Genomic DNA, 17,122 nt, shown 5'->3' with positions numbered 1-17,122 from the left:
TCCTTCCCGGATCAGTCGTAGAAAAGTACGGCGCGTATTTCGAGCGAGGTCCGCAGATGCCCTTCGGCGGGCCCGTTGTCGTCGTAGAACGCCGTGTGCGGGCACAGTCCCGCCACGTCGGCCGCCGCCCCGGGCGTCCCGGGCGGCTCGGCTCCCCCGTAGCCGGCACCGGCATCACCGGCGCCGGCACCGGCATCACCGGCGGCGAGTGCCAGCGAACGGCTCGCGCTGTCATAGCACTTGAAGAGGAGCACCTCGTCCGGCGACAGCGACCGCCAGTAGTGCCAGCGGTGCCGTGCGCTGTGCTTCACCGAGTAGCTCTCGCGGTCCTTGAGCCAGTCGGGGAAGTCCAGCCGGGTCGCCACCAGATCCGCGCGGACGTCCAGCGACCGGTAGTCGCACAGGGCGAGCGGATAGTTGCGGACGGGTTCCAGCAGGGGCCGCCAGACGTTCACGATCTGGAACCGGCCGTAGCGGCGCTCTTCCCCGCCGCGCAGGACGGCGCGCGCCCGGGCGCTGGACGGGGTCTGGTCGACATGGACCCGCAGGTGCGGCGTCTGGTTGGGGGCCGCCCCGGAGGGGGTGGCGTCCTGCCGCCTGAGGGTGGCGTCGAAGAGTTCGACGCGGGCGGCGCCCGTGACCGAGGTCAGCAGCTCGATGGTCTCCCGCCGGTACCGGTCGAGGGCGGGCCCGGATTGGCCGGCCAGGGCCCGCTGGTCGACCCGGGTCGGGGCGATCACCTTCTCGAACCCCATCGTGTCGAGGGTGGGCCGCACCTCGCTGTCCCGCAGATCCATGACGACCGTCTCATGCGGCACCATGCGGAAGTTGAAGATCACCTCGGGGGGCCGGGACAGGGCGTCGATGCACCAGGGCTCGTCCGGGGCGCCCGACGTCAGCGGGGCGGCGTAGTGCAGGACGGTCGACACGGCGGACGCCGGATGCACAGCGGGGCCGGCGGGCACGTCGGGTACCTCGGAGGCGGCGGGCACGGCGCCGGTCAGCCCTTCGCCGCGGTACGCCGGAAGACGCCCCGGTCCAGCTGGGGGCCGGCGTTGGCGTACACCATGTCCATGGTCAGCACGTCCTTGAAGGACGCCAGGTACTTCTCCAGCAGCGTGGGGCTGTACCGGTGCCAGTACGGGATCATGTCCTCGATGACGAAGTAGTCACCCTCGTGCAGCAGTCGGTCGACCGCCCACCGCATGACGTTGAACGTGTCGGCGTGCGCGTCGTCGATGAACAGCAGCGGGTGGGCGACGTCACCGAGGATCTTCTCCAGCGCCCCGAGGTCCGTGCAGTCGGCCTCGTGGAGCGAGATGCCCGCCATCTCGGCTTCCGGGATACGGCAGTTGGAGAGGTTCTTCTCGACGCCGATCACCTGGCAGTCGATGCCCATGAGCTTGGCCAGGTCGCGGAACCAGAGCAGGGAACCACCGCTGTACACGCCCAGTTCGACGATGGTGCGGGGGCGGAACTCCCAGAGCAGGTCGTGCAGGGCCGCCTGGGCCTCCGGGTCCTTGAGCAGCCGCAGCCCCCGCCACTGGTACCGGGAGAAGTCCGAGTAGCCCAGATCGCGCGGCGCCTGCGCCCATCGGTCGAGCGGCCAGTCACGCGGGCGGTCCGTCAGCACCGGCGGCCGGTGAAGCGGGTCCTCACCCAGCCCCCGGAATTTATTCAGGTCCACGAATTCTTCGCGAGAATAGTCGTTCAATGGATTCTCGACCTCTCCCTGTATTTCGCATCGCATTTCTCGTGTATCACGCTAACCCGCACCCCTCTTGACCTCCTCTCGCCACCCTCTCGGGTATCTCTCCAGTGAATTTTGGCGCATTCCAGGGGGTTTACCTTTTCCCGGATCCGGGGTTGCTGTTATCGTCCGATGCGTCGCTCGAATTCCGCCGGACCCGATATTCGTCCGTGTACCCGGGAGAGCACGCCACGGCCCTGGCCGGCCGGGACGGCACCCGCGGCCGCACACCGTCCACCCCCATCGGGGCCCGGGTCCCGCTTCTCGGCCCGAGATGGACGAACCGCCTCGAACCGGCATGGGCGGACCGCCCGTTCCGGACCCTGTCGAGACGGCCGCGACCGAGGGCAGAGGCGGCCCTCGCTGCGGATACCGATGAACTTCCGCACCACCGAGGCGGAGATCGAGCATCTGGCGGACGCATCACGGAAACCGCCCGCCGGCCGAGTCCCGGCCCCACGCCCGCGCCGGCTCCCCCTGCCCGCCGACGTCAACCACCCGGTCGTTCAAGGAGCACTGAGTACCGATGGACACAGTCGTCCCCGTTTTCAGCCTGCCGTCCCTCCAGTCCGGTCTCCACCAGGAGGAATTCCGTCGCTGCCTGGCCGAGAAAGGTGTGTTCTTCCTGTCGGACAGCGGCCTGACCGAGGCCGATCACAAGTCGTCCCGGGACATCGCCATCGACTTCTTCGAGCACGGCACCGAGGAACAGAAACAGGCCGTCACCGCCGCGGATCCGACGATCCGGCGCGGATTCACGGGACTTGAGTCGGAAAGCACCGCAAAGGTCACCGACAACGGTTCGTACACCGATTACTCCATGTGCTACTCCATGGGGACATCGGGCAATCTCTTCCCCACCGCGGAATTCAAGGACATCTGGACCGGTTACTTCGACCGCATGTACGAGGTCTCCCGGGAGGTGGCCCGCCAGGTCCTCAAGACGACCGGTTCCCGGCCGGACGGAGGCGTCGAGGCCTTCGTCGACTGCGAACCCGTCCTCAGGTTCCGGCACTTCCCGGAGGTCCCCGAGCACCGCAGCGCCGAGGAGGAGCCGCTGCGGATGGCCCCGCACTACGACCTGTCGACGGTGACGCTCATCCAACAGACCCCGTGCGCCAACGGGTTCGTGAGCCTTCAGGTCGAGATCGACGGCGCCTTCGTGGACCTGCCGGCCCGGCCGGACCTGGTGCTGGTCTTCTGCGGAGCCGTCGCGACCCTCGCGACGGGCGGCCAGGTGAAGGCTCCCCGGCACCATGTCGCCGCGCCGGGAAGGGACATGCTGTCGGGCAGCGGCCGGACGTCCAGCGTCTTCTTCCTGCGCCCCAACCCGGACTTCACCTTCTCGGTCCCGCTGGCCAGGAAGTGCGGCTTCGACATCTCGCTGGACGGTGCCACCGCCACGTTCCAGGACTGGATCGCGGGCAACTACGTGAACCTCCGCACGAAGACCACGGCGTGAGCCGCCGGGGGGGCATGACGTCGGGCGCATGACTCCGCCCCGGGACGCGGACCCCGCCGGCCACCGGTGACCCGCCGAGCCCCTCCCCGGCACCGAACGAAGGCCCAGGCCGGAACCATCCGGCCTGGGCCTCCCCGTCCTTCCGCCGCGCCTACACGGATCCCCGCGTCAGACCCGCGTGCCGGAACGCCGCGTGCATCTGGTCGGCCTGGTTCGCCGCGCCGCGGACGTTCGGGTGGACGAGGGTGCACGCCTCACCCTTGGGCACACCGGCCGGCAGCTCGTCGCGCTGCGGGCACTGGTACTCGGCCGGATCGGCCGGCTTGGTCTCGCCTGGCGGGATCACCAGGTCGTCGAACACCCCGTACATCCACTGCTCCTCGCCCCTGGCGCACACGCCATGCCCCTGGCTGGACCGGTAGGTGTCGACATAGGTCGCCCACTGCGGGTTCTTCTGCGCCTGCCGCTCGATCACCTCGTTGAGCCGCTGTTCAAGCCCGATGACGAAGTCGCCGTCCACGCCGAGGCGGAGAGTGCCGAGGCGCTTGAAGTTGCCCCAGTAGCAGGTGAGTTGATTGAACGGCTTGGACACGACCGTCGGGTAGCCCAGCAGGAACACCTTCGCGTGCGGAGCGTCCTTGTGGATCCGCCCCATCATGGTGGTGTACTCGCGGGTCAGGGTGGCGAACTTGGCCTCCAGCCACTCCTTGCCCGCCCCGCGCTCGTAGTGGTCGCTGCACCCCGGGCCCAGGCTGGGAGGAGTCCCCTGCTTCACCCCCATCTCCAGGCAGGTGGCCAGGACTTCGGCGAATCCGAGGGTGTTGCCGCCGATCCCGACGGTGACGACGTCCTCGTCGCCCTTGAGCGCGTCGATCTGCGCGGGCTTGGCCGGCCAGCCGCATTTACCCCGGTTGAACGGCGGCCCCAGGAGCAGTTCACAGGGCTGCTTGTCCAGCACACCCTGGTCGATCGCGGCGGCACCGCAACTGACGTCAGTGAGCCGGACCCCACGGGAGCCCTCGGCATCCAGCCGCCGGGCCAGCTGCCGCTCCCAGTTGTGGTTCGACCGGCCGCAGCCGTCACTGGGATCCCAGCGGGGAATGAGGGCCCCGGCACTGTACGAGTCGCCGAGCGCGGTCCACTTCAGCGGCGCGGCAGCCCGCTGCCGGGCCGCCGGGGCGGATGCCGCCACCTCCGTGTCCACGCTCCGGCCCGCGGCCGGAACGGAGTGGGCGGCGGGACCGGTCAGCAGACTCGCGGCGATGCCGGCGGCGAGGGTGACGCTCAGAGCGAGGGAAGGTAGACGCATCCCACTCCTTCATTGACCACGGAGAGCACTCGACCGCTTACCCATAGCACGCACCCCGCACCCCCGCGCCGCCGACGCCGACCCCGGGGCAGCACTTCACCCGACCTGTCCAAGACCTCCACGCCGCCCCGCCCTACCGCGGGCCCGACCCGCACCCGCACGCCCACCCACGCAAAACGGCCCCGGACGAAACGTCCGAGGCCGATCAGGGCGTCCGCCCCGGGGAGAAACCCCAGGTCAGAAATTCGCACCAGGGCCCCCTGTCGGGTTCGAACCGACGACCCCCGCTTTACAAGAGCGGTGCTCTGGCCAGCTGAGCTAAGGAGGCAACGGATGCAGTGTAACGAACGCCCGCGCGCCGGATGCGGGAAATCTCAGGGTCCCCCGGCTGCTGACAGATCGGACGGGGCCAGGTAGCGTCACACGCGGTTCACCCAGGTGGACTAGACCTCCATCCTTCCTTTACTCGGATCGTCCGGCACGTTCCTGCCGGTGAAGGGACGCATCACCATGGCTTCCGTCACGTACGACAAGGCGACGCTGGTCTACCCCGGCGCCGAAAAGCCCTCCGTCAACCAGCTCGACATCGAGATCGCGGACGGCGAGTTCCTCGTTCTCGTCGGCCCCTCCGGCTGTGGCAAGTCCACGTCGCTGCGCATGCTGGCCGGCCTGGAGGACGTCAGCTCCGGCGCCATCCGGATCGGCGACCGCGACGTCACGCACCTGCCGCCGAAGGACCGGGACATCGCGATGGTGTTCCAGAACTACGCGCTCTACCCGCACATGACCGTCGCCGACAACATGGGCTTCGCCCTGAAAATCGCCGGCGTCAACAAGAGCGAGATCCGTTCCAAGGTCGAGGAAGCCGCCCGGATCCTCGACCTCACCGAGTACCTGGACCGCAAGCCGAAGGCGCTGTCCGGCGGTCAGCGCCAGCGTGTCGCCATGGGCCGCGCCATCGTCCGCGAGCCGCAGGTCTTCCTCATGGACGAGCCGCTGTCGAACCTCGACGCCAAGCTCCGTGTCTCGACCCGTACGCAGATCGCCTCGCTGCAGCGCCGGCTCGGCATCACCACCGTGTACGTGACGCACGACCAGACCGAGGCCCTGACCATGGGCGACCGCGTCGCGGTCCTCAAGGACGGTCTGCTCCAGCAGGTCGACACTCCGCGCAACATGTACGACCGCCCCGCGAACCTCTTCGTCGCCGGCTTCATCGGCTCCCCCGCCATGAACCTGATCGAGGTCCCGATCACCGACGGCGGCGTGAAGTTCGGCGCGAGCGTCGTCCCGGTCTCCCGTGAGGCGATCGCCGCCGCGTCCGCCAAGGGCGACACCACGGTGACGGTCGGCGTGCGCCCCGAGCACTTCGACATCGCCGGCGCCACCAGCAAGGACGGCCTGGCCGTGCACGTCAACGTGGTCGAGGAGCTGGGCTCCGACGGCTTCGTGTACGGCACGACCCGGGTCGGCGGCGAGGAGAAGGAGATCGTGGTCCGCGTCGGCGGCCGCGAGGTCCCGGCGAAGGGCTCGACCCTCCAGGTCACCCCGCGCGCGGCCGAGCTGCACGTCTTCTCGACCACGACCGGCGAGCGCCTCTCCAACTGACCCGGCGGGCCCCGGCGGCCCCCACCGGCCCCAGTCGGCCCCCAGCGCCCCGGCGGCCCCAACCGACCGGCCCGCCCGGCCCGTTGACCGCCACAGCCGCACACGGCCCCGCCCCGACCACGGGGGCGGGGCCGTCGCCGTACGGCGCCACGCCATCCGGCATGAAATGCCGAACGGCCGAAAACCGTGGCGGAACTGGCCCTTCGCCCCCGCGCCGACTCCCGGGCGTCAACACGGAATTCGAACTACCCAAGAGAATCATCCCCCGCAAGGGTGACTAAATGACGTCGGGTCATTACCGACCGCTACGCTCGGCTCCGTGAACCATTCTGCCCGCCGTATCGGCCGCTCTCTCGCCCTCGTCCTCCCCGTCGTGCTGGTGCTCTCCGGAACGCTCGCGGTGTCCGCCGTTCCGTGGGCGGGCCAGGACGGGACCCAGCTGCTGACCGCGTCGACTGCCTCGTCGGCGATGAACGCGTCGGCGACGAACGCCACTTCCGCCTCCGACACCACCGGCGCCCGAGCCGTCTCCCGCGCCCCGCAGGACGTCCTGCGCGACCGGCTCCTCGCCGAACTCCAGGAGAAGGACCCCGGCACCGCCCTCACCCACCTCCAGCGCGAGGTGGAGAACCGCCCGTCGCTCGCCAAGCACTGCATGTCGATCGCCCGGTCCCTCGGCGCCGCCGCCGTCCGGCACTACGGCCCCACGCGCGCGCAGTCCTTCTCCCGCCCCGTCTGCGACACCTCCTTCGCGCTCGGCGTCATGCGCGCGAGCTGAGGCGCCGCCGGACCCGCATATCGTTCCCGGTATGCATACCTTCCCGACGCAGGCCGTGATCCTCGCGGGCGGCCAGGGTTCGCGGCTGCGCCCGTACACCGACGACCGCCCCAAGCCGATGGTCGAGATCCCGGGCACCGGGACCCCGATCATCGGCCATCAGCTGTCCTGGCTCGCCGCCGAGGGAGTCACGGACGCCGTCGTCTCCTGCGGCCATCTCGCCGAGGTGCTCCAGGAGTGGCTGGAGAGCGCCGATCTGCCGCTGCGCGTGACGACGGTCGTGGAGTCCGAGCCGCTGGGCCGCGGCGGCGGGCTCAAGTACGCGGCCGCGCACCTGCCCGAGCCGGGCCGGCCCTGGTACGCCACCAACGGCGACATCTGGACCCGTTTCTCGCTGCGCGAGATGGCCGAGTTCCACGCCGAGCGCGACGCCACCGCGACCCTCGCCCTCGCCCGGCCGCGCATCCCCTGGGGCGCCGTCGAGACCGACGCCTTCGGCCACATCACCGACTTCATCGAGTCGCCGCCGTCCCCGTATCTCATCAACGCGGGCGTGTACGTCTTCTCCGCGGCCTTCACCGGCCTGCTGCCGGACCTCGGCGACCACGAGCGCACCACCTTCCCCCGGCTGGCACGCGAGCGCCGTCTCGCGGGCTTCCCGCTGCCCCAGGGCGCGTACTGGCGGGCCATCGACACCGCCAAGGACCTCACGGAAGCGGCCCGGGAGCTGGCCACCCAGCGCTGACGCCGACGGTACGGCGCCCCCGCACGGCCACGGCAGCGCTCGCATACGTACGACGGGACTCCCGCGCGCCACGGCACCCCCGTGACTCCGTCTGCCGTACGTACGGCCGCAGCCCCCGCCCCCAGCCCGCCCTCGCAGGGCAGCCCCGCCCGGGCAGCCGTACGGAACTCCGCACCGCCGGCGCGCGCCCGCGCCTCCTCTCCCCCACGTACAGCCGCCGGAGCCACGCCACCCACGCGAAGGGGCCCCGGGTGTCTCCTGACACCCGGGGCCCCTTCCTTGCCCATTGCCCCCCTGCGCACGGGGCGGGACGGTGGTTCAGCCCAGCAGGCCGCCGATCGGGTTGTGCGCCCCGCCGGAGGACGAGCCGCCGTCCGAGGAACCGCCACCGCTGCCGCCGTCGCTCGCGCCGCCCGGGGCACCGCTCGTACCGCCGGCGCCCGTCGAGCCGCCCGCGCCGCCGGCGGGGGCACCGGTCGTCGAGGAGACGGGCGGCGGGACGACCGTCCCGCCGCCGGGCCGGCCGGGGGTGCCGGTGCCCTGCGTCGCGGTCGGGCTCTGCGAGGTGCTCTGCTGGGGCTCGCGCGCCGCCTCGGTCGGCTTGGCCTCCTGCGCGCTCTTCTCCTGCGTCCCGGCGGTCCCGCTCGCGCCGCTGGTCGCGGCCGGCTTCGGCGGGACCGTGGTCGTACGGGTCGTGTCGACGGCTCCGGGCTCGTGCGGGAGCGGCCGCCCCGGCAGGTGGTTGACCGGGTCGTCGTTCGGTCCGGGCACGGTGACCATCTCGGTGGAGCGCACCGCGCCGCCGAGCACCGAGCCGACGAGGAGGGTGACGCCGATGACGACCGCGGTGATGATCGTGCCGCGGCGCAGCACCCGGCGGCGCAGCTCCCAGATCTCGGAACGCGGTCCGAGGGTGCGCCAGGCCTCGCCGGCGAGCCGGCCGTCGAGTGAGTAGACGGGGGCGCCCGCGATGATCAGCGGCGACCAGGCGGCCAGATAGATGATGTCCGGCGTCTCGTAGGCGGGGACGGACTTCCAGCTGAGCGTCAGGATCAGCGCGGCCGACAGCACCGCGCCGACGGCCGCGGCGATCCGCTGCCACAGGCCGAGGGCGGTGAGGACGCCGACGATGATCTGGAGGAACGCGACGGTGAGTCCGGAGCCGACGGGGTGCTGGAGCGCGAAGTCCCGCAGCGGCTCGGCCGGCGGCCAGGGGTGCAGGGCGTGCAGGGTCTTGACCAGGGAGCCGCGCTCGCCGCCGTCGAAGTAGACGGGGTCGCAGAGCTTGCCCATGCCCGCGTAGACGGAGATGCAGCCGAGGAACACCCGCAGCGGCAGCAGCACCACCCCGAGGTTCATCCGGCGGCCGGGGTAGTAGGCGTGCCGGACCGGGTCGACGCCGTGCCGCTGGGCGGCGCGGGCGCGCGGATCGGCCCCGTCGTACTCAGCGTGCCCGCCGTGGCCGCCGTGCGCTCCGTCGTAGGAGTCGTAGCCCTCGTCGTCGTACGAGTCCTCGTCGTACGGATCGCCGGGGGCGGCGGCGTACAGGTTGTCGTACGCCCCCTCGGCGCGCCGCATCGGCGGCAGCAGCGGGGTGGTGGGCGGCGACGGCACCACGGGGTTCGGCATGGTGTCGTCGAAGCGCGGGAAGGCGCGGGTGCCGGGGTCCAGGGTGGTGACCCCGCCTCCGGCACCGGCGCCGGGGGCGCGCGGGGTGACGGTGTCGCGGACGGCCTGGAGCAGACCGGCGGCGGCCGGCGAGGACTTCCCGGTCCATACGACGGGCCTGCGCCGGGTGCCGACGGTGAGCCCGGCGGCTCCGGCGAGCTGGGCGATACGGGGACTCGCGGGGAACTTCGGCTGGTGGGCCGGCGCGAGGCGCACACGGAAGCTGGCGTGGTTCACGATCACCTGGGCGGGATCGCAATCCACCTTGAGCATGCTCAGCGCGGGCTGATCGTCGAACCCCGGCCGGGGCGTTCTGGTGTCCACACTCATCTAACCGAGTGACGCGCGGTTAGGACACTGCCTTGACGGCGCGGGAATGTCCGAGGCCCGTCAAGATCGGGGGCGGGGCGGACGCTGCCGAGGTCAGCGGGGGTGGGCGCGTCCGCGCCGGGCGTGCGCCGGGCGCGAACCCGCGCGTGTCGCGGGCTCGCGGAATCGGCCGGAGACGGGCGGGAGCGCGGGCGGAGACGGGCGGGAGCGCGGGCGGGGGCAGGCCCGGGTGTGGAACAGGAGACGGAACGGCCCGGCTGCGGGGTGGCATATGCCACCCCGCAGCCGGGCCGTACGTCTTCTCGGGTATCCGTTGGCCGGGATCCCGGACAACGGATACCTCTGGGCGTCAGCCCCTGCGGCGGCGGGCCGCCTCGTACAGCACGACACCCGCCGCGACACCGGCGTTCAGCGACTCGGCGCCGCCCGGCATCGGGATGCGGACGAGGAAGTCGCAGGTCTCGCCGACGAGCCGGGACAGGCCCTTGCCCTCGGAGCCGACCACGATGACGACCGGGCCGGACAGCGCGTCCAGCTCGTGCACCTCGGTCTCGCCGTCGGCGGACAGACCGACGACCGTCAGACCGGCCTTCTGGTACTGCTCCAGGCAGCGGGTGAGGTTGGTGGCGCGGGCCACCGGCGTACGGGCGGCGGTACCGGCGGAGGTCTTCCACGCGCCCGCCGTCATGCCGGCGGCGCGGCGCTCGGGCACGACGACACCGTGACCGCCGAAGGCGGAGACGGAGCGGACGACGGCGCCGAGGTTGCGCGGGTCGGTGACGCCGTCGAGGGCGACGATCAGCGGGTCGTCGTGGTCGTCGTAGGCGGCCTCGGCGAGGTCCTCGGGGTGCGCGTACTCGTACGGCGGGACCTGCAGGACGAGACCCTGGTGGTTCAGGCCGTTCGTCATCCGGTCCAGCTCGGGGCGCGGCGCCTCCATGATGTTGATGTTGCCGCGGCCGGTGGCGAGGTTCAGGGCCTCGCGCACGCGCTCGTCGTTGTCGATGAACTGCTGGACGTAGAGCGTGGTGGCGGGCACGCCGTCGCGCAGCGCCTCGAAGACCGGGTTACGGCCGACGACCATCTCGGACTGGCCCTTGCCGCCGCGGCGGGCGACGGGCTTGCGCTTGGCCGCGTTCCGGGCCATCGCGTTGGAGACGCGGTACGCCTTGTGGCCCTTGCGGTCCTCCGCCTTGGGCGTCGGGCCCTTGCCTTCCAGGCCGCGGCGCCGGTTGCCACCACTGCCGACCGTCGCGCCCTTCTTGTTGGACGTGCGACGTCCCCTGCGCTGGCTGTTCCCGGCCATGAGTGCTACCTGTTTCCTCTACCTGCGTACCTGATGTACGCGCGCGTACATGCGTAAGTCTGTATGTGTCTGTAAGTGAAGTGTGCCGCCCGGAGACCCGGACGGCACACTCATCGGTACATCGGCGGCTCGGCGAAGCCGCTCAACGGCCGGAGCCGGCGATCGACCAGCGGGGGCCGTCGGGGCCGTCCTCGATGGCCAGACCGGACTGGTTCAGCTGGTCGCGGATGGCGTCCGCGCTGGCCCAGTCCTTGCGCTCGCGCGCCGACTCGCGCTGCTGGAGCACCAGGCGGACGAGGGTGTCGACGACGCCGTGCAGCTCCTCGCCGCGGTCGCTCTCCTCGGCCCAGTGCGGGTCGAGCGGGTCGAGACCGAGGACGCCGAGCATGGCGCGCACCTCGGCGAGCCGGGCGATCGCCGCTTCCTTGTCGTCGGCGGCGAGCGCGCTGTTGCCCTGGCGGACGGTGGTGTGGATGATCGCCAGCGCGCCCGGCACGCCCAGGTCGTCGTCCATGGCCTCGGCGAACGCCGGCGGCACCTCGTCGGCGGGGGCGACGGGCACCCCGGCCTTCTCGGTGGCGCGCTGGATGAAGCCCTCGATCCGGCCGAACGCGGCCTCGGCCTCGCGCAGGGACTCCTCGCTGTACTCGATCATCGAGCGGTAGTGCGGGGTGCCCAGGTAGTAGCGCAGGACGATGGGACGCCAGTTCTTCACCATCTCGGAGACGAGGACGCTGTTGCCCAGCGACTTCGACATCTTCTCGCCGCTCATGGTGACCCAGGCGTTGTGCACCCAGTAGTGGGCGAAGTCGTCGCCGAAGGCGCGGGCCTGGGCGATCTCGTTCTCGTGGTGCGGGAAGACCAGGTCGAGACCGCCGCCGTGGATGTCGAAGGCGGAGCCCAGGTACTTGTGCGCCATCGCCGAGCACTCCAGGTGCCAGCCGGGACGGCCGCGGCCCCACGGGGTCTCCCAGTCGGGCTCACCGGGCTTGGTCGCCTTCCACATGGCGAAGTCGCGCGGGTCGCGCTTGCCGGAGACGCCCTCGTCGGGCTGGCGCAGGTCGTCGATGTCCTGGTTGGACAGCGACAGATACTCCGGGAAGGAGCGCACGTCGAAGTAGACGCTGCCGTCGGAGACGTAGGCGTGGCCGCGCTCGATCAGGCCTCGCATCATCTCGACCATCTCGGTGACATGGCCGGTGGCGCGCGGCTCGTAGGTGGGCGGCAGGCAACCCAGGGACTCGTAGCCCGAGTTGAAGGCGCGCTCGTTCTCGTAGCCGATCGACCACCACGGACGGCCCTGTTCGGCACCCTTGGCGATGATCTTGTCGTCGATGTCGGTGACATTGCGGATGAACGTCACTTCGTAGCCGCGGTAGGCGAACCAGCGGCGCATGATGTCGAAGTTCAGCCCCGACCGGATGTGCCCGATGTGCGGTGCGGCCTGCACGGTCGCGCCACACAGGTAGATCGAGACGCAGCCCGGCTTGATCGGGGTGAAGTCACGGGTCTGCCGGGCGCTGGTGTCGTACAGGCGAATAGTCACCACACCAGAGTAGTGGGCGAGCGGCGATGCCCCGAGACCCGCCAGGGGATCACGGCGACTTTCCCGACTGCGGACACCCGCCGACGCGCCCGTGGACACGTTCCTTGGGCGATTCCCGCCCGGGGGCCGGTTGGTCCGGCGGCCCCCTGGTGGCTCTGGCGGCCTGACGGCCCTGACGGCCCTGACGTACTGCGGTAGGGAAGTACGAGTACGTCAGAGCCGACGGTGCCGGGGTTCCGGGATGCCTGGGTTCCGGAGTTTCGGGGTTCCGGGGTGGTACGCCCGGGGCCGGGTCAGCGCTGTACGGGGTAGACCAGCGCGGTCGCGAGCGCGGCCAGGCCCTCGGCGCGGCCGGTGAGGCCGAGTCCGTCGGTGGTGGTGCCGGAGACGGAGACGGGCGCGCCGGCCGCCTCGCTCAGCGCCTTCTGCGCCTCGGCGCGGCGCTTGCCGACCTTCGGGCGGACGCCGACGACCTGTACGGCGATGTTGCCGATCTCGTACCCCTCGGCGCGGACGATCCGGGCGGCCTCGGCGAGCAGGGTGACCCCGGAGGCGCCGGACCACTCGGGGCGGGAGGTGCCGAAGTGGGCGCCGAGGTCGCCGATGCCGGCGGCCGAGAAGAGCGCGTCACAGGCGGCGTGCGCGGCGACGTCGCCGTCGGAGTGCCCGGCGAGCCCGTACTCCTCGCCCTCCCAGAGAAGGCCGGCGCACCACAGCTCGCGGCCCTTCTCGAAGGCGTGGACGTCGGTGCCGATGCCGGTCCGGGGAAGGACCGGCGCCTGGGCGGCCGCCGGGGAGCCTGCGGCGCGGGCGGCCTCGGGAGTGGCCTCGGGGGCGGTGCTGTCAGAAGCCATCGTTGGCCCTCCTGCGGGCGAGTACGGCCTCGGCGAGGACGAGGTCGAGGGGACGGGTCACCTTGAACGCCTCTTCGTGGCCGGGCACCACGACGACGGGCGCGCCGAGCTTCTCGACCATGCCGGCGTCGTCGGTGGCTCCCTCGCCCGCGAGGGCGATGGTGGCGTGGGCGTTCACCAGGGTGTCGCGGTCGAAACCCTGAGGAGTCTGGACGGCGCGCAGCCGGGCCCGTACGGGTGTCGCGACGACCTGCTCGGGGTCGCCGGGCCGCTCGGCCGGTTCGACCTCCTTGACGGTGTCGGCGAGGGGCAGCGCGGGCACGACGGCCACGGCCCCGCCCCGTACCGCCTCGACGACGGTGTCGACGACCTCGGCGGGGACGAGCGGGCGGGCCGCGTCGTGGACGAGGACGGTGGTGACGTCGTCGGGCAGCGCCTTGAGTCCGAGGTGGACGGACTCCTGGCGGGTGTCGCCGCCGGGAACGACGACGTAGTCGGTCCGGTCGGGCAGGGTGTGGGCGCCGAGGAGGTTCTCGACCTCGGCCGCGCCGTCGGCGGGGGCGACCACGACGACGAGGGAGACGGCGCGGGAGGCGGCCATCGCCCGGACGGCGTGGATGAGGATGGGCGTGCCGTTCAGCGCGCGCAGCGCCTTGGGGGCGCCCGGGCCGAGGCGGACACCACGGCCGGCGGCGGGGATCACCACGGCGGTCCGGCTTTCACGCGCTTGGTCTGTCATCGGTTGCACTCCGGCAGGTTTGTTTCCGCGGGCGACGTGGGTATGGCGTCGATGAGCTTGACGGTGACGCCTTGACCGGGCCCCTTCCGGCCCCTTCCGTGAGTACGGTCGGGTGGCGCCGTGCAGAGCCGCGGGAGGAACCCGGTGATCCGGGTCCGGGGTGATCCCCGGAGGGTCCCCGGGTCGTCCCTGGATGATCCCGGAGGTCCGGCGGTCATCCGGGTCCGGTGCCGAGCCAGGCGTGGGATCAGCCGGGTACGGGACCGGGTGGGCGACCGGGATCGAGGATCGCTCAGGGTCGGTGGTCGGTATCGGGGATCGTCGTGATCAGGATCAGGGGATCCAGGATCAGGGGATCCAGGATCAGGGGATCAGGGTCGGGGTCAGGGGGGTCCGAGCAGGCCGAGCAGAGAGACGAACATGCCGCAGTGCCCGGCGACGGCACTGTGGAACCTTTCGGTGAACCACTTCTCAGTGGTCCACCGTGATTCACAGGACGTCTACGGGCACTGCGGCATCGTGCGTCGTGCTGATGACATGGCGGGTGTGCCAGGCGTCAGGCGGTCGGCTCGGGTGTCGGGGTCAGGACGCGAGGACCTCGTCGAGAAGTGCCTCGGCCTTGTCCTCGTTGGTGTTCTCCGCGAGGGCCAGCTCGCTCACCAGGATCTGGCGCGCCTTGGCGAGCATGCGCTTCTCACCGGCGGAGAGTCCGCGCTCGCGCTCACGACGCCACAGGTCACGCACCACTTCGGCGACCTTGATGACATCGCCGGAGGCGAGCTTTTCCAGATTTGCCTTGTAACGACGGGACCAGTTCGTCGGCTCTTCCGCGTACGGCGCGCGCAGCACCTCGAAGACCCGGTCCAGCCCATCCTGGCCGACCACGTCGCGAACACCGACAAACTCGGCGTTGTCCGCCGGCACGCGCACCGTCAGGTCACCCTGCGCGACCTTGAGCACCAAGTAGGTCTTGTCCACGCCTTTGATCTGGCGAGTTTCGATAGCCTCGATCAGCGCGGCCCCATGATGGGGATAGACCACGGTGTCGCCAACCTTGAACGTCATGTGACAGGTACCCCTTCCGTGGCTATCCAGGGTAACACGGATACAGCTTCTTCTGAATGGCGTTTTCGCAGGTCAGGGCATATCTCGGGGCTTGACAACAACGCGGCGGACGTGCTGCGGACGCCTTCCGGCATGCGGTATTCGCAGGTCGGAGCGGCTGCGCGGACGCAGAGAAACAGTGGCGTCACAGGTGCCGGGAGGGGGTCGTGGCGGGTGTGATGCCCTGGTTCGCCTGGTTCGGTGTGGCGCTCTTCACGTACTCCGTTCGAGCACCGGCGAGGTGATCGACCACCCGTCCGGACCGATTCCCGAATTGATCACCGGGCTTTCTCGAATGCCTCCGGAAGGACCCGGACGGAGGAATGTGCGCGCGGTGGCCGAATTGATCACGGCGGATATGTGAACGCCCGGTCAAACGAGGGGCAAACGGCGAGGCAATGAGTTGAGATCCGGCCATGTAGGCGCGTTATCGACGTTGAGGGAAGCGGCGGGTAGGGCGCGGGAGTGGGGCCCGGAGCCGGTGAGCCGGGTGGGGCGGACGGGGTGGACAGGGTGGACGGGGTGAATGGGGCGGCCGGAGCGAATGGGACCGGTGGGGCAGCCCGGCGACGGGCCCGCGGCGGCTCCGTGACGGCCCCACAGCGTCCCTGCGACGGCTCGTGGCGGCACGAAGGGGCTCGCGGCGATGTAGGGGCGGCCCCATGGCGGGGTGGGCGGCGGGGCAGGTCAGGGGTCCACCGTGGAGTCCGGCGAAGGGTGCGTGACGCGCCAGAGACGGGCAAGACACCCCCGGACAGTCCCAAGGGGGCGGGTCGGGTGCGGGGTGAGGAGAGCGGCTCGGTAACCTACCGCTGACACACCTTTAGCCCGTCCTTAGCCTGTCCGTTCGTCCTAGGAGTTGCCGCCGCCGTGAGCCGCAGCCTTCGACGCGGCGCCCTCGCCGCCACCGCCCTCGTGATCTCGGTCGCCTCTCTGTCCGCCTGTGCCGCGGGCAACAACGCACAGACGCTCGGCATCCGCCCGGACAACGCCGGTGTCTCGGTCGATGACGTCAAGATCCTCAACGTCCTGGTCATCACCCAGCCCGAGCACGGTGCGGAGGGCCCCGCGGTCGTGTCCGCCACCGTTTTCAACAACGGTGACAAGCAGCAGACCCTCGACTCGATCACCCTCCCGGGCACCTCGGCGACGGTGAAGCTCGCGCCCGCCAAGGGCAGCGGCCCGATCGTCGTTCCCGCCGGCGGCTACACGCTGCTCGGTGGCGCGGGCAACGCCTCCGCCACCATCGAGAACGGCCACGAGGCCGCGAAGAACGGCGACGCGCAGCCGGTCGTCTTCAAGCTGAGCAAGACCGGCGAGGCCAAGGTGAACGCCTTCGTCGTTCCGGCGACCAGCCACTTCTCGAAGTTCGGCCCGTCCTCCGTGCCGACCCCGCCGGCCGGCACCCCCACGCCGACCGCGCCGGCGACCCCCACGGGTACCGCCAGCCCGACGGGCGAGGCCACCCACGCGGCCGGTCACTGACCTCCGCGGGGTCACCGACTCCGTACGTACGTGAAGGGCGCCCCCTCCGGGAGGGGGCGCCCTTCACGCATGCGGTGCCCCGGCCACGTCCACGCGAATGGCCCGGTGCGGGCGGGCAGGGATGCGGCCTACGGCTCGAACCCCTGCCCCCACCGCGCCCCTCGCACCACTCGGCCCCAGGGGGCCTCACGGGCTTCGGAACACAGCGCCGGACTCCGTCCGGCCACAGGAAACAGACCGCCGGCCTACGGCTCGAACTTGTAACCCAGACCGCGCACCGTCACCAGGTAACGCGGCGCACCCGGGTCCGGCTCGAACCCCTGCCCCCACCGCGCCCCTCACACCACTCGGCCCCAGGGGGCCTCACGGGCTTCGGAACACAGCGCCGGACTCCGTCCGGCCACAGGAAACAGACCGCCGGCCTACGGCTCGAACTTG

General features: G+C 71.1%; 14 protein-coding genes and 1 tRNA gene. 5 read left to right on the top strand and 10 right to left on the bottom strand.

Annotation, left to right across the window (positions count from 1 at the left end):
- Positions 1–11: 11 nt before the first annotated feature.
- Both ACGFRB_RS00515 and ACGFRB_RS00510 read right to left on the bottom strand, forming a co-directional pair.
- Positions 12–965, bottom strand: coding sequence for a CmcJ/NvfI family oxidoreductase (locus ACGFRB_RS00515; RefSeq protein WP_393237101.1), 954 nt, complete (start codon positions 963–965; stop codon positions 12–14).
- Between the two features lie 35 nt (positions 966–1,000).
- Entirely contained in the window at positions 1,001–1,714 is a 714-nt protein-coding gene (locus ACGFRB_RS00510; RefSeq protein WP_363001990.1) for a CmcI family methyltransferase, read from the bottom strand.
- A gap of 562 nt (positions 1,715–2,276) precedes the next feature.
- On the opposite strand from ACGFRB_RS00510, the gene ACGFRB_RS00505 reads away from it, so the two are divergent.
- Positions 2,277–3,212: a 2OG-Fe(II) oxygenase family protein gene (locus ACGFRB_RS00505; RefSeq protein WP_393237097.1), complete on the top strand. Its 936-nt coding sequence runs from the start codon at positions 2,277–2,279 to the stop codon at positions 3,210–3,212.
- 151 nt (positions 3,213–3,363) lie between these two features.
- Here ACGFRB_RS00505 and ACGFRB_RS00500 read toward each other — a convergent pair whose 3' ends face one another.
- Both ACGFRB_RS00500 and ACGFRB_RS00495 read right to left on the bottom strand, forming a co-directional pair.
- On the bottom strand, positions 3,364–4,521 hold the full coding sequence (locus ACGFRB_RS00500; RefSeq protein WP_393237094.1) for an SGNH/GDSL hydrolase family protein: 1,158 nt from the start codon (positions 4,519–4,521) through the stop codon (positions 3,364–3,366).
- A gap of 254 nt (positions 4,522–4,775) precedes the next feature.
- Positions 4,776–4,849: transfer RNA gene (locus ACGFRB_RS00495), tRNA-Thr, on the bottom strand.
- A 182-nt stretch (positions 4,850–5,031) separates the two neighbouring features.
- Between ACGFRB_RS00495 and ACGFRB_RS00490 the strand changes: the two genes are divergently transcribed.
- The 3 genes from ACGFRB_RS00490 to ACGFRB_RS00480 all read left to right on the top strand — a co-directional run bounded on the left by ACGFRB_RS00490 (position 5,032) and on the right by ACGFRB_RS00480 (position 7,652).
- Positions 5,032–6,129: a sn-glycerol-3-phosphate ABC transporter ATP-binding protein UgpC gene (locus ACGFRB_RS00490; RefSeq protein WP_363001984.1), complete on the top strand. Its 1,098-nt coding sequence runs from the start codon at positions 5,032–5,034 to the stop codon at positions 6,127–6,129.
- Between the two features lie 319 nt (positions 6,130–6,448).
- Positions 6,449–6,907, top strand: a complete 459-nt coding sequence (locus ACGFRB_RS00485; protein ID WP_393237090.1) for a hypothetical protein — start codon at positions 6,449–6,451, stop codon at positions 6,905–6,907.
- 31 nt (positions 6,908–6,938) lie between these two features.
- Positions 6,939–7,652 (top strand): nucleotidyltransferase family protein, encoded by a 714-nt coding sequence (locus ACGFRB_RS00480; protein WP_361231964.1) that lies wholly within the window; start codon positions 6,939–6,941, stop codon positions 7,650–7,652.
- A 318-nt stretch (positions 7,653–7,970) separates the two neighbouring features.
- Here ACGFRB_RS00480 and ACGFRB_RS00475 read toward each other — a convergent pair whose 3' ends face one another.
- The 6 genes from ACGFRB_RS00475 to ACGFRB_RS00450 all read right to left on the bottom strand — a co-directional run bounded on the left by ACGFRB_RS00475 (position 7,971) and on the right by ACGFRB_RS00450 (position 15,160).
- Positions 7,971–9,650: a DoxX family protein gene (locus ACGFRB_RS00475; protein ID WP_393237087.1), complete on the bottom strand. Its 1,680-nt coding sequence runs from the start codon at positions 9,648–9,650 to the stop codon at positions 7,971–7,973.
- A gap of 349 nt (positions 9,651–9,999) precedes the next feature.
- Positions 10,000–10,956, bottom strand: a complete 957-nt coding sequence (gene rlmB / locus ACGFRB_RS00470) for a 23S rRNA (guanosine(2251)-2'-O)-methyltransferase RlmB (protein WP_393237084.1) — start codon at positions 10,954–10,956, stop codon at positions 10,000–10,002.
- A gap of 142 nt (positions 10,957–11,098) precedes the next feature.
- On the bottom strand, positions 11,099–12,502 hold the full coding sequence (gene cysS, locus ACGFRB_RS00465) for a cysteine--tRNA ligase (protein WP_393237081.1): 1,404 nt from the start codon (positions 12,500–12,502) through the stop codon (positions 11,099–11,101).
- A 293-nt stretch (positions 12,503–12,795) separates the two neighbouring features.
- On the bottom strand, positions 12,796–13,356 hold the full coding sequence (gene ispF, locus ACGFRB_RS00460; protein WP_363001973.1) for a 2-C-methyl-D-erythritol 2,4-cyclodiphosphate synthase: 561 nt from the start codon (positions 13,354–13,356) through the stop codon (positions 12,796–12,798).
- Entirely contained in the window at positions 13,346–14,095 is a 750-nt protein-coding gene (ispD, locus tag ACGFRB_RS00455; protein WP_393237077.1) for a 2-C-methyl-D-erythritol 4-phosphate cytidylyltransferase, read from the bottom strand. Before ispD ends, ispF begins: the two co-directional genes overlap by 11 nt.
- Positions 14,096–14,677: 582 nt before the next feature.
- On the bottom strand, positions 14,678–15,160 hold the full coding sequence (locus tag ACGFRB_RS00450; protein WP_003953493.1) for a CarD family transcriptional regulator: 483 nt from the start codon (positions 15,158–15,160) through the stop codon (positions 14,678–14,680).
- A gap of 909 nt (positions 15,161–16,069) precedes the next feature.
- Between ACGFRB_RS00450 and ACGFRB_RS00445 the strand changes: the two genes are divergently transcribed.
- On the top strand, positions 16,070–16,684 hold the full coding sequence (locus tag ACGFRB_RS00445; protein ID WP_363001969.1) for a DUF461 domain-containing protein: 615 nt from the start codon (positions 16,070–16,072) through the stop codon (positions 16,682–16,684).
- Positions 16,685–17,122 lie beyond the last annotated feature (438 nt).

The organism is Streptomyces sp. NPDC048718 (assembly GCF_043198875.1).
GTDB lineage: Bacteria > Actinomycetota > Actinomycetes > Streptomycetales > Streptomycetaceae > Streptomyces.
The sequence above is the reverse complement of the archived record's forward strand: the minus strand, read 5'-3'. Positions and strand labels throughout refer to the sequence as shown.